The sequence below is a fragment of the Roseateles sp. genome (genome assembly GCF_039595295.1).
In the GTDB taxonomy this organism is placed as follows: Bacteria; Pseudomonadota; Gammaproteobacteria; order Burkholderiales; family Burkholderiaceae_C; genus Roseateles.
The window spans coordinates 1-12,712 of sequence record NZ_JBCNLU010000063.1 but is presented as its reverse complement, the minus strand read 5'-3'; the positions used below and the strand labels follow the sequence as shown (position 1 = coordinate 12,712).

Annotated in this window: 11 protein-coding genes; 2 read left to right on the top strand and 9 right to left on the bottom strand. The window is 68.4% G+C overall.

The window, feature by feature from the left end:
- The 5 genes from ABDW59_RS23615 to ABDW59_RS23595 form a co-directional block, all read right to left on the bottom strand.
- Window positions 1–367 (bottom strand): DUF2271 domain-containing protein (locus ABDW59_RS23615; RefSeq protein ID WP_343633767.1); only part of this gene is annotated, 367 nt, incomplete at its 3' end.
- Between the two features lie 130 nt (window positions 368–497).
- Complete coding sequence (locus ABDW59_RS23610; RefSeq protein WP_343633765.1) at window positions 498–1,133, bottom strand: PepSY-associated TM helix domain-containing protein; 636 nt, start codon at window positions 1,131–1,133, stop codon at window positions 498–500.
- A complete protein-coding gene (locus tag ABDW59_RS23605) occupies window positions 1,130–1,810 on the bottom strand; it encodes a Fe2+-dependent dioxygenase (RefSeq protein ID WP_343633764.1) in 681 nt (226 codons plus the stop codon). The genes ABDW59_RS23610 and ABDW59_RS23605 overlap by 4 nt, the downstream gene beginning before the upstream one ends.
- A gap of 114 nt (window positions 1,811–1,924) precedes the next feature.
- Complete coding sequence (locus tag ABDW59_RS23600; RefSeq protein ID WP_343633763.1) at window positions 1,925–4,237, bottom strand: catecholate siderophore receptor Fiu; 2,313 nt, start codon at window positions 4,235–4,237, stop codon at window positions 1,925–1,927.
- Window positions 4,238–4,576: 339 nt separating this feature from the next.
- A complete protein-coding gene (locus ABDW59_RS23595; protein WP_343633762.1) occupies window positions 4,577–5,563 on the bottom strand; it encodes a TerC family protein in 987 nt (328 codons plus the stop codon).
- Window positions 5,564–5,877: 314 nt separating this feature from the next.
- Between ABDW59_RS23595 and ABDW59_RS23590 the strand changes: the two genes are divergently transcribed.
- The gene (locus ABDW59_RS23590; RefSeq protein WP_343633760.1) at window positions 5,878–6,234 is read left to right on the top strand and encodes a phage holin family protein; all 357 of its coding nucleotides are present in this window, start codon (window positions 5,878–5,880) and stop codon (window positions 6,232–6,234) included.
- A 13-nt stretch (window positions 6,235–6,247) separates the two neighbouring features.
- On the opposite strand, the gene ABDW59_RS23585 is transcribed toward ABDW59_RS23590, so the two are convergent.
- Window positions 6,248–7,816, bottom strand: a complete 1,569-nt coding sequence (locus ABDW59_RS23585; protein ID WP_343633758.1) for a M48 family metalloprotease — start codon at window positions 7,814–7,816, stop codon at window positions 6,248–6,250.
- Window positions 7,817–7,881: 65 nt separating this feature from the next.
- Here ABDW59_RS23585 and moaC point away from each other — a divergent pair, with 65 nt between their 5' ends.
- On the top strand, window positions 7,882–8,364 hold the full coding sequence (moaC, locus tag ABDW59_RS23580; RefSeq protein WP_343633756.1) for a cyclic pyranopterin monophosphate synthase MoaC: 483 nt from the start codon (window positions 7,882–7,884) through the stop codon (window positions 8,362–8,364).
- Between the two features lie 54 nt (window positions 8,365–8,418).
- On the opposite strand, the gene ABDW59_RS23575 is transcribed toward moaC, so the two are convergent.
- From ABDW59_RS23575 to ABDW59_RS23565, 3 genes are all read right to left on the bottom strand, one after another.
- A complete protein-coding gene (locus ABDW59_RS23575) occupies window positions 8,419–10,236 on the bottom strand; it encodes a Wzy polymerase domain-containing protein (protein WP_343633754.1) in 1,818 nt (605 codons plus the stop codon).
- A gap of 67 nt (window positions 10,237–10,303) precedes the next feature.
- On the bottom strand, window positions 10,304–11,053 hold the full coding sequence (locus ABDW59_RS23570; RefSeq protein ID WP_343633752.1) for a pilus assembly protein: 750 nt from the start codon (window positions 11,051–11,053) through the stop codon (window positions 10,304–10,306).
- Window positions 11,050–12,712, bottom strand: a 1,663-nt coding sequence (locus ABDW59_RS23565) for a hypothetical protein (RefSeq protein WP_343633750.1), incomplete at its 5' end; no start/stop codon positions are given. The genes ABDW59_RS23565 and ABDW59_RS23570, both read right to left, overlap by 4 nt.

Below are 12,712 nucleotides of genomic sequence, written 5' to 3'. Positions count from 1 at the left end.
TGTCCAGCGTGATCGCATGCTCGCCGGGGGCGCGCGTGGCGGCGGACACGCCGTCGGCCGGCAGCGTCAGCGCGCGGCCGCCCTGGCGCCACCACTGGCGCATGTCCTTCACCCACTTGGTGCCGGCGTTGTTGTTCTTCTTGATGTCGTACCAGACCGCCAGCTGCGCGACGGCCGGACCGGATTCGCCGGCCTTCTCGACCCACACGGCGACGTAGGGACGGTGGTACTCGGCAACGTTCAGGCGCGGCAGCTCGAGCTTGAGCTGCACGCTCGCGGCCCAGGCGGAGGAGCCCACGCCCAGCGTGCCCAGCGCGCCGAGCGCGAGCAGAGTGGGCGTGAAGGGACGACGGAGGGAGCGATTCATGATCGGATCTCGGTTGAGGGTCGAAGAAGTCCTGGCGGCGGCTCGGAGCGGAATGAACGGGGACTGCAAAGACGGAAACGGGTGGTCGGCGTGAGGGCGTCGTAAGGGCGTGACGGCGTGATCCGCGCGCTCAATGGATGAGCAGCAAGGCCAGCAGCGCCGGGATCACCAGACCCAGGCCGACCAGCGGCCAGGTGCTGGGCCGGCTGACCGCGTGGAACTTCAGGATCAGCAGCCCGGTGATCGAGAAGATCAGGCAGGCCAGCGCGAAGAGGTCGATGAACCAGCTCCAGGCCGTGCCGGCGTTGCGGCCCTTGTGCAGGTCGTTGAGATAGGAGATCCAGCCGCGCGAGGTGTCTTCGTACTCGACCTCGCCGCTGTCGCGGGCGATGCGGATCCAGGCGTCGCCGCCGGGGCGGGGCATCGCCAGATAGATCTCGTCGCGGCTCCACTCCGCATCGCGGCCGTCGACCGGACGGTCCAGGGTCTTGGCCAGCCACTCGCGCACCGGCGCGGGCACCGGGGCCTTGTGATCGGCTTCCTTGTCGGACGCGGGGCGGAGCGCGCTCGCCAGGGGATCGGGCAGTTGCTCATTGCGGCTGGCGACGACGGGCTTGGCCTCGATGTCGGAGGCGTGATTCAGCGTGAAGCCAGTGACCGCGAACAGGATCATCCCGATCAGGCACATCGCCGAGCTGATCCAGTGCCATTGATGCAGCTGCTTGAGCCACGCGGCGCGCGCGCCGGATTTCTTGTCTGTGCTCATGTCTCGGCCCAGAGCCTCAGCAGGTTGTGATAGTGGCCGGTGAGCATCGTGGTCTCGGGGTCGTCGCCCAGCCGCGCGCGCAGCTTCTGGATGGTCTGGTCCAGCTCGAACAGCATCGAACGCTGCCAGTCCTGGCGGATCATGCTCTGCGTCCAGAAGAAGGAGCACACGCGGGCGCCGCTCGTCACGGGCATCACGCGATGCAGGCTGGTGGAGGCGTAGACGATCAGATCACCGGCGGGCAGCTTCACCTCGTGCGTGCCGTAGGTGTCGACGACCTCGAGCTCGCCGCCCTCGTACTCATCGGGCTCGCTCAGGAAGAGCGTGGAGGACACGTCGCTGCGCAGCGGCTGCTCGGTCCCTTGCTGCCGCATGATCGCGCCGTCGACATGGAAGCCGTAATGCTCGCCGCCCTCGTAGCGGTTGAACAGCGGCGACAGCGTGCGCAGCGGCAGCGCCGCCGACACGAACAGCGGATGCCGCGCCAGCACCTGCTTGATGTGCGCGCCGACACGGATCGCCGCCGGATGGTCGACCGGCAGCTGGCGGTTGCGCTTGACCTTGGCGCCCTGCTCGCCGACGGTGGCGCGGCCGTCGGTCCAGTCGGCGGCGTCCAGCAGCTGGCGCATCTCGCGCACGTCCTGCTTGCTGAGCACTTCGGGAATGTGGAGAAGCATGTCCGGATCGATTCGAATCTGCGGGAATCACCTGGCTTGAATGGACGTCGGCCCGCCCCCGCTAGGACGGGGGCGGGCCGGCCGATACGCTACCTCAAACGGGCGCTGTTTCGGTCAGAAGCCGATGTTGGCCATCAGCGTCACGGCACGCGGAGCGCCCAGCACCAGACGACCGCCGCCGTTGTTCAGCGAGGACATGTAGTCCTTGTCGAACAGGTTGGTGACGTTCAGCTGCATCGTCAGGTTCTTGTTGATGCGATAAGCACCCATCAGGTCGACCACGGTGTACGCGGGCAGGGCGGCCAGACCGGTGGAGGCCGGCTGGGCGACGGTCACGACGCGCTTCTGGTCGGCGATGTGGCGCACGCCGCCGGCGACGGTCAGGTCATTCCACTGGTACGAGGTCCAGACGGTGGCGGACCACTTCGGCGTCCAACGCACGCCGTCGGTGACGACCTGGTTCGGGTTGGTCGCGGTGGAGGCCGAGCGCTGGTTCAGCGCCTTGGCATCCATGGTCTGCACGCCGGCAGTGACCTGCCAGAAGTTGGTCAGCTGACCGACTGCCGCCAGCTCGATACCCTGCACCCTCACCTTGCCGCCTTGCGTCGACAGGTTGGTCACCGGATCGACGCTGACCACGCCATCGTTCTCGCTGCGGTACAGCGCGGCGGTCACGTTCAGGCGCTTGTTCAGCAGGTCCCACTTGGTGCCGGCTTCGTAGTTCGTCGTCTCCTGCGCATCGGCGGTGCCCGCTTGCTGACCGGTCGCCGACAGCACGAAGTTGGCGCTGCCCGGAGGCGTCAGCGAGTTGGCGGCGGCAATGTAGACGGTGCCGTTCTCAGCCAGCTTGTACAGCGCGGCGGCGTTCCAGCTGGTGATCCACTTGCCGGCGTTGAACTTGGTCGCGGTCAGCCCGGTGCCGGTGGTGGCCAGGGCGGTCGTGGTCGTGCGGACGTTGTAGTGCTCGGTGCGCAGACCCAGCGTGAGCTTGAGCGCGTCGGTCACCGACAGCGTGTCCAGCGCATAAATCGCCTGCGTGCTGGTGCTGCCCTCGTTGCCCGAACCGTTGCGCACCGGCATCGGCAGCGCATCGTTCGGATTCGGGTTGTACAGGTTGGCCGCCGGGATGGTGCCGGTGGTGGTGAAGTTCAGCGTGTCCTGACGCTCGTACATGAGCTCGATGCCGGTGCTCAGGTCATGCTTGAGGCCGCCGGTCAGGAAGCTGGTGTTCAGGCTGGTCTGGTTGGCCAGAATCTCGTTGGTCTGGTCCACGCCCTGGCGCGAGCGGGCGATGATCCAGGTGTCGCGGTTGGTCGGATCGACGGCGGTGATGCCGATGATGCCGGTCAGGATGCGATCCATGTGGGTGCGGCCGTAGCGCGAGATGTTGCGCACGGTGGTGTCGCCGCCCAGGTCCATCTCCAGCTTGGCGGTGACCATGTCGGCCTTGACCTTCTCCTTGTCGCCGAGGCTGCCGTAGTAGTTGTCGCGGTCGACCTTGGGGGCGACCAGCAGCGCGGCGGCGCGGTCCTTGTCCAGCTGCGACGCGGTGGCGGCGGGCGTGGCCACCGAGTACGCGGGCCACCCGATGGCCGGCAGGCCGCCGTCCGGACGGCCGTCCTGGCGCACGTGCTGCGAGTACAGGAAGAAGCGCGTGGGCGTGTTCAGACCGAAGGCGATCGACGGGGCGATGCCGTAGGTCTTGCGCTCGATGGCGGCGCGGCCAGGCACGCCGTTGTCCTGCCACACGGCGTTCAGACGCACGGCGGTGTGGTCGGTCACCTTCTGGTTGACGTCGACGGACGCGCGCTTGCGGCTGGCGTCGCCGACGCTGATCGTGCCGTCGATCGCATTGTCGATCTGGGGCAGTTTGGTGATCAGATTGATGTAGCCGGCGGAGGCGCCGCGGCCGGTGTCGGCACCGGCGGGGCCCTTCACGACTTCGATCTGCTCCAGGTTGAACACGTCGCGGGTGACCGCGCCCAGGTCGCGGATGCCGTCGACGAAGGTCGAGGTGCTGGCGCTGAAGCCGCGCATCTGGAAGGTGTCGCCGGCGGAGGTGTTGCCGTTCTCGCCCAGCTGCATTGTGATGCCCGGGGTGTTCTGCAGCGCGTCGGTCAGGGAGACGGCGCCTTGCTCGCGCAGGACTTCCTTCTTGATGACCGAGATGGTCTTGGGCGTCTCCAGCAGCGGCTGGGTCAGCTTGGACGAGGCGCTCTTGTCGGCCTTGTAGTCGGACTGGGCCTTGCCCTCCACCTTGACCTGGGGCAGGTAGGGCGCGCCTGACGCGGAAGCGGTGGCGGTGGTGGCGTCGGCCGGGGCGGCGTCGGCGGCATCCGCGGCGTGGGCGATCGGGAAGGTCAGCGAGGCGGCCAGGGCTGCCAGCGGGGCCACCGCATGCTTGCGGCTCTTGATGTAGCGGGACATGGGGAATCGAGCTCCGAGGGGAAGTTCTTGTCGTGGATGTCGGCTCGGCTGGCTGCGCGATGTCGGCCCTGCCCCGACGCTTCACGGCGCACGGTGATGGGGCCCTCCCTGTTCGCGACTGGCTGGCGGTGGCGGGGTCGAGTCCGGCGTCCCAAGGGACCTCCCGAACTCAAAGGCCGCAAATGCTAAGCATTCTCATTTGACTGTGTCAAAGATTTGCTCGATGTCATGGGATACCGCGTGGCGAACACGCGACGCGAATGTTGCTGTTCCGGAAAGAGAAACCCCCGCCGACGCCAGGGCGTCGCGGGGGTTGCAAGGGGTCAGGTCAGCGCGGGATCAGTTCAGCGCCTGGGGCTCGTCCGGCTTGTGCTCCGGCAGACGCGGCGCGGTGTGCAGGCTCAGGACCATGGTCGCCGCCAGGATCACCACCACCACGCCCAGCGACACCAGCACCGGGATCTTGATCACGTCGATCAGCATCATCTTCGTGCCGATGAATACCAGCACCACCGCCAGGCCGTAGCTCAGCAGATGGAACTTGGACGCCATCGCCGCCAGCAGGAAGTACATCGCGCGCAGGCCCAGGATGGCGAAGATGTTGGAGCTCAGCACGATGAAGGGATCCGAGGTGATGGCGAAGATCGCCGGGATCGAGTCGACCGCGAAGATCACGTCCGTCATGCCCACCAGCGCGATCACCAGCAGCATCGGCGTGGCGATGCGCTTGCCGTTCTCCATCGTGAAGAAGCGTTCGCCGTCGAAGTTCTTGCTGACCGGGAGCACCTTGCGCAGCAGCTTCAGCGCGGGGTTGTCCTCGAGGTCCGGTTCCTTGCCGGCCGCCCACCACATCTTGATGCCGGTGATCAGCAGAAAGGCGCCGAAGAGGTACAGCACCCAGTGGAACTGCGCGATCAGCCAGCCGCCCACCAGGATCATCACCGTGCGCAACACGATGGCGCCGATGATGCCCATCATCAACACCCGCTTCTGGTAGGCCGCCGGCACCGCGAAGTAGGTGAAGATCATCAGGAAGACAAAGATGTTGTCGACCGCCAGCGATTTCTCGATGAGATAGCCGGTGATGAACTCGAGCGCCTTGGTGTTGGCGAGTTCGGTGTTGCCGGTCCCGTCCTTCACGGCCCACCACAGCAGACCCATGAAGGCGACGCTCAGCGCCACCCAGACCAGCGACCAGTTGATCGCCTCCTTGACGCCCACTTCGTGCGCGCCCTGCTTGCGAAGGACGACGAAGTCCAGGAACAACGACACCAGGACAATGCCGATGAAGGCCACCCAGAGCCAGACGGGAACGATGGTGCTCATGCGCACTCCTTGCAAGATCGGATCGAGCATGCGCCCGACCGCGGCCAACGACAACGCGGGATCGCCCCTCTGGTCGGAGACCCGGAGGGCGGCTTCGCGGTGAGGCCGAAAGGTCTTGCAAGGCTGGCCGCCGCGTCCGGTGAACGCTGCGATCAGGTGCGGGGCCCGGCTGCCGAATCGGCAACGTATTGACGGACGTCCGCCGTGGCTCGCGCCACGTGGCTACTCCCCTTTCGGAGACTGCGGATTATCCTGTTGAATCAATTAATGCAACTTCGGTTTTCTCTGCTGCACACTGCCGCTATGCTGGCGGCATGAAAACGCTGACCCGCTGGATGCTGCTGGCCGCCGCGCTGCTGCTGGTGGCTCATCTCTACCCCGGTGTGCAGGTGAAGGGCTTCGGCACCGCGCTGATCGCGGCCTTCGTCCTGGGCCTGTTCAACACCATCCTGCGACCCATCCTGGTCCTGCTCACGCTGCCCGTGACGCTGCTGACCCTGGGCCTCTTCCTGTTCGTCATCAACGCGCTGCTGTTCTGGGCGACGGCGACGGTACTGGATGGGTTCACCGTCGCGGGCTTCGCGGCGGCGTTGATCGGTTCGCTGATCTACTCGCTCTGCGGGATGGCGATCGACGTGCTGATCGAGCGCCTCTTCCCCGACACCGAGTAAGCCCGCTCAGGGGTTAAGGCTCCGCGCCCGGCGGCACGCCGCGCGGGTACATCTCGGCGAGCAGCTGCCGCTGCTCATAGACCAGCGTGCGCAGACGCGCATCGATCACCGACGCCTCGATCTGGTCCGAATCCCGTCCGCGCGACTGGCGCGCCGCCGAGCGCAGCCGGTCAATCGCGCCGTTGATGTCGCCCAGCGCAGCGCGGGACTCGCCTTGCGCGCGCACGGCCCGCAGCGGCTGACCGAGTTGCTGCCACAGCGTGCCGATTTCCTGCCAGCCCAGCGCGTCCTGCCCGTGCAAGCTGAGATGCGTCTGCAGCGCATCGGCCGCTTCGCGCTTGACCTCCGCGCGCGGGTCTGCCTGCGCGAGATCGGCCCGGATCATCAGCATCGGCCGCGAGCGTTCGCCCTTGAGCGGCTCCAGCGCGGCGAATCCGGCCTCGGCCTTGCCGCGCGCAAGCTCCAGTTCCGCATGCGCGTAGACCAGCAGACGCTTGGCGCCGGGCTCCGCGCCGAGGAGCCCATCCAGCGCATCCGCCGTCTTCAGCGCCGCCTCCGCGCGCGAGAAATCGCGCAGCTTGATCGAGGCCAGCGCGCTCGCGTAATACGAGGCCAGCTGATCGGTCTTCTGGTTCTCGCGCGCGCCCTTGTCCAGGTTCTGCAGCACGCGCCAAGCGTCGGTGCGCGGATCCATCAGGACCTTGGAGCGCGCCGCCATCAGCAGATGCTCCGTCGTGCCCACGACCTTCACCATGCCGGCCGTGCCCAGACGCGCGCGCGCCTCGCCGATGCGCTCGCTGGTCAACGGGTGGCTGCGCAGATAGGGGTACTGGCCCGAGTCCATCAGGTGGTAGGCCTGCTCCATGCGCTCGAACATGCTGGCCATGCCGCCGGGCTGATAGCCGGCCTGCGTCATGACCTGGAAGCCGACGCGGTCGGCCTCGCGCTCCATGTCGCGGGAGAAATTCAGCTGCGCCTGCGCGGCCGCGGCCTGGCTGCCGACGATCGCGGCCTGCACGCCGTCGGTGCTGCGACTGCGCGCCGCGGCCAGCACGCCCAGCAATAGACCCACGGTCGCGAGCATGCTGGTGCGCGAGTCGCCGATGATGCTGCGCGCGATGTGGCGCTGCGTGACGTGAGAAAGCTCGTGCCCCAGCACCGAGGCGAGCTCGTCGCGCGCGCCGGTCATCGCGATCAGGCCCAGGTGGACGCCGATGTAGCCGCCGGGCAGCGCGAAGGCGTTGACCGACTTGTCGCGCACCAGGAAGGCCTCCCAGGCGAATCGGTCGTTGGTGTCGTCGCTGATGTTGCCGAGCCGGCGCGCCGCGCCGACCAGCGGCTGGAAGGTGTTGGTCAGGTACTCGAGCAGCAGCGGATCATCGATGTAATCGGGGTCCACGCGAATCTGCCGCATCACCGAGTCGCCGAGCTTCTTCTCGGCCCCGATGCTCACGTCGGCCGAGACCGAGTCGCCCAGCGCCGGCAGGTTCACCTGCGCGAGCGCGCTCTGGCCGAGCACCATCGCGCTCAGGAGCGCCGCGAGGCAGCGCTTGGGGCTGATCGTTGATTTCAGTCGCTTCAAGGGAACTCACTCCAAGGCCACGAACTATCATGGCGGCTCTCCGGTTTCGCGATTGTTGCCGCTGCATGAGCACGCCATTGACCCATTTTGACGCCGAGGGCCAAGCCCACATGGTGGACGTTGCCGGCAAGGATGTCACGCATCGCGTCGCGCGCGCCAGCGGGCGAATCCGCATGAAGGCCGAGACCTTCGCGCTGGTGCGCGACGGCACCGCCAAGAAGGGCGACGTGCTCGGCGTGGCGCGCATTGCCGCCATCCAGGCCGCGAAGCGAACTTCCGATCTGATCCCGCTCTGCCATCCGCTGCCCATCACGCGCGTGGCGATCGACTTCGAGCTCGACGCCGCCGCGCATGCGGTGGTCTGCACCGCGCAGGTCGAGACCCTGGGCCGCACCGGCGTCGAGATGGAGGCGCTGACCGCGGTTCAAGTCGGCCTGCTCACCGTCTACGACATGTGCAAGGCCGCGGACCGCGGCATGGTGATGGAGCAGATCCGCGTGCTGGAGAAGCACGGCGGCAAATCCGGCGACTGGCACGCCGAGATCTGAGCGCGTCGCGCTCAGCACGGCAGCACCTCGGCCTGCATCAGCGCTCCATTCGCCTCAGCGCGGCGCGACCGGCTCCCGCATTTCGCGGAAGCTGTACTCGCGCGTCGGGGGCTCGCACTGGAAGGGCGTCACCGCGGCGCCGACCTCGGCCAGGACCTCGCATTCCTCCAGCCATTCGTCCACATCGGGCTTGTGGAACTCCTTCATCCGCTGCACCAGGTAGCGGGCCTTGTCGGTCTCGCCCACCGCGTTCAGCGACTTGGCCCAGGCCATCATGAGCCGCGAATCGATCAGGTGATGGCCGGTGCGCTGCGCCGCGGCGAGCGCGACCGGACCCGGCGAGCTCACCGTCGCCTCGGCGTAATCGGCCTGGAGCGCGAACAGCGGCGAACGCTGCCCTTGCGCGATGCGCTGATCCAGCGGGGCCGCGCCAGCCGGCGGCGCGTAGATGTGCACGATGCGCAGATAGTCGACGACCACCAGCGGCACCAGCAGCGTGGCGGCCAATCCCACGACCGTCAGCTCGAGGCGCCGACGCGGCGCTACCGCCGGCGTCGGCGCACCCGCCAGGCTCAGCCCGTAGGCCAGTGCGGCCGGCAGCAGGAAGTAGGCGTACCAGAGCGGGTACTCGAACTGGCTGTGCAGGCCGATCATGACGACGAACATGCCGATGCAATGGCTGGCGGGGCCGCCTCGGACCGCGTGCCAAAGAAAGTTGGTCAGCCCCCAGGCGAGCAGCCCCAGCGTGAGCAGGCCCAGCGGCAGCCCCATCTCGACGAGCAGCTGCATCTCGAGGTTGTGGGTGTGGTCGAAGAACGCGACCGGCCGATCCGGGAACGGCGTCATCGTCCACGCGAGGTTGAAGTCGCCCCAGCCCGAACCGGTCAGCGGGTTCTGCACCAGCAGCGCGACGGCGTTCTTGAGGATAGCGATGCGTGACGGGGATCCGGCGCCTTCGCCGGAGAGCCGCGACTGCGCGCGGAAAGCATGCTGACCGCTGGCGGCGTACAGGTCCAGCAGGCCCCAGGCGACCACGAACATCAACGCGGTAGCGCCCAGCGCGATCCGCACGCGCGGCTTCAAGCGCCAGTCGAGGGCGCCCCACAGCACCAGCAGCCCGACACCGAGCCAGCCGGTGCGGGACCCGCTGAGCAGGACGCAGAACACGAACAGGAACAGCATGACGTACAGCGCGATCGTGCCGGCCGTCGCGCTGCCGAGCCGTCTGGCCAACCATCCGCCTTGCTCCAGCCACACCGCGCCGACGCAGGCCCACATGAGCAAACTGGCCAGGTGATTGGGTTGTCGCATGTTGCCGACGGCACTGCCGACCACGCCTGATCGCGCGATCAGGACGCCATCGGCCAGCCCGGGGAAGAACATCTGCACGATGCAGACGATGACGCTGAGCAATCCGGCGCCCACGACCGCGACGCTGAACAGCGTGATCATTCCCTCGCGCAGTCCGGGCGCGACGGCGCGCCCCGTCTGCACCGCCACCAGCGCGCCAAGCAGCATGGCGGCGCTGGTCAGGGCCATCGACCAGGGCAGCTCATTCGTCGCCGGCGCCGCAAGCGAAACGCCCGTCATCAGCAACAGCGCCAAGGACAACCCGTCCACGCGCCAGCCCGGCAGCAACGAGCGCCCCCATGCCAGCCCCGCCACGATCAGCCCGAGGCCGGCAAAGGCGGCGAGCTGGTTGTAGAGCGTCGCGGACGGCGTCTGGTTGTAGGCGATCAGCGGCGCCAGGGTGACGCCGATGAGCAGGCCCAGCAAGGTGAGCCACTGGCGATGCGGCTCGGCCTCGGAGCCGACGGCGTGGTCGGCGGAGGCGGAGCGGAAATGGGCGGCGGGCGTCGTCGCGGGCGTCATGAACGGTCCGGGTCGTGGGGACAGGGCGGAACTCTAACGCCCTGGACCCGGCTTTCCGGCAGCCCGCTCAGAAACCATCCAAGGGTGCGAAGCCGACCGGATCGCCGGTGCTCTTGTCGATCAGCACGGACCAGCCGTTCGCGCGAGCGAGCATGGGCATGTAGAGCAGGCGCTCCATCGGCAGTCCGGTGCGCGCGGCGGCGGCCTGCACCGCGTCGGAGGGCGTCGCCTTCAGCGCCTTGTCGAGCGGCTTGCCCGCCTTCAGCGCGGCCTCCCGCCCGGCGGCGCCCCAGGTCTGCCAGAAGCGCGGCCGCATCGACAGGTCCTGTCCGGCCAGGCCCAGCGTGACCGCGTCCATCACCTCGTCGCCGACCGGTTGGCGCGCGAAGATCAGCCGCGGGCCGGTCCACGACAATGCGCGCAGCCCCTCGGGCGCGCGGACGAGCTCGTCGGTCACGACGGTGTAGGCCGGCACCACGCGGAAGCGGCTTCCCTCCAGCGACAGCAGCACCGGTCGGGCCAGCGCCATGGTATGCACGCCGTAGCCGATCGCCGCCAGCTGGAGCACCACGATCACCGCGAGGTCGCGTCGCAGCACCTTCCATCCCTTGGACAGGTCGAAGATCGCGAAGGTCAGACAGGGCCCGAGGATCACGTCGACGGAGACGATCAGCAGGAACAGCGACCGCCCGCCCGAGATCTCCATGTAGTCGCCCGGGTACCAGACCCCGAACACCAGCAGCGCGGCCAGCGCGGCCACGACCAGACTGCTCGCCGCATGGATGCCGGCGGCCTTGATGCGCATCTTCAGATTCATCGCGTTTCCTCGCGCGACGCGCCCTGCACGCCGCGATAGCGTTCCAACACTTTCAGATTGCCCTTCAGCGACTCGTCCGCGTCAAGCACGTTGCCCCTGGGGGTGCCGAACTCCAGGTGCAGGTTGTCGTCGGTGCTCGCCCAGAACACCGGCGGCAGACCGGTGTCATGAAGGAACACGTCGACACCCGCGGGTCCGAGCAGCCGATCGTTGGGCAAGGTCAGCGGCGAGCGGCCCAGCGCCGCGAGGACGGGCGCGAGGGTGCTCTCCCGCTCCAGCCGTGCCAAGGCCGCCGTCATCGGCAAGGCCCGCTCGCGGTCCGCGGTCGCGACCAGCAGCCCCTGGCTGCCCATCGCGTACAGCGAGACCTGGGGGAAGCTCTCGCGCAGCGTCGCGATGATCGCCAGCAGCTCCGACGGCGCCTGCCGGGAGAGCGAGATCCGCTGCGCCAGCACGCCCTGCGCGGAGAGGCGGCGCAGCGCGAGCTGATAGAACTCGCGGTTGAAGGCGTCGGCGGCGCCCGCGAACCAGAGCGCCGGCTCGTCGACCAGGATCAGGTCGTAAGCGGTGCCTGCCTTGGACGCCGCCCGGAGCGCGCCTCGCGCGCTGAGGTCGCTCATCGTCACGCCCGGCAAACGCGACACGCCGCGGTTCAGCGAATCGAAGTGCCGGTCGGCCAGCGCGACGGCGGACGTATCGGCGTCGGCCAGGTCCAGACGCTGGAAGCCCGCGTCCTTCAGGATGCGCGCCGTCAGTCCGGTGCCGTAGCCGACCGCGAGCGCGGATCCCCGGCGATCCTGATGAAGCAGCGCCGCCAAGGTGAACGCCGTCTGCGTCTGGGTCTCGCCTGTCCATTGATCGTTGCCGCGGAACCGGCCGTTGACGAGCAGCTGCTTGACGGGCCGTTCCCCGGCGGAGACGGTCACCGTCGACAGACCATCGCCGAAGCGCTCGGCGCTGTCGATGGTGCGTCCCCAGTCCTGGCGGACGAAGAAGGCATGCGCGGCCGCCCCTTGCTGGGCCGGATCGAGCGGCCATCCGCCGCAGGCCCAGGCCAGCAACCCGGCCGCCAGCGAGGCGCCGAGCGTCGGGAGGCGCCAAGGCCGCAGACCGGCCGTCTCGGGGCCGGCAAGGAGGAGCAGCGCGGTCGCCACCGCGGCGGCGACGGCGATGAGCGTCAGCACCTGCGCGCCCAGGATGCCGCCGAAGGCGGGCAGCAGCCACAGACCTGCGGCCAGCGCGCCGACGGCACCGCCGGCCGCATGCAGCGCGATGCCGGTTGCGGTTCCGGCGGGAGACGACGCGCCGCGCGTCGACAGCGCGCGAGCCATACCCGCGAAGACGGCCGCCGGCATCAGCATCAGCGCGCAGACCGTGCCACGAACCGCCTCGCGAGCGCCGAAGTTGTGGACCAGCGGATACGCCATGTAGGCGCCGAAAAACTCGGGCAGGTCGTTCCAATGCGCGGAGGCCAGCGCCAGCGAGGCGCCAATGCCCGCCCAGGCGAGGGCCGATCCGGGCAGCGGCGGGAGGCGACTCGCCCAGCGCCGCGCGATCTCATGACCGATGGCCAGACCGATCGCGGCGGACGCCGCCATCAGGGCATAGGCCTGGACGCTGCGCCCCGCGGCGATCGAGAGCAGATGCCCCTGGACCAGC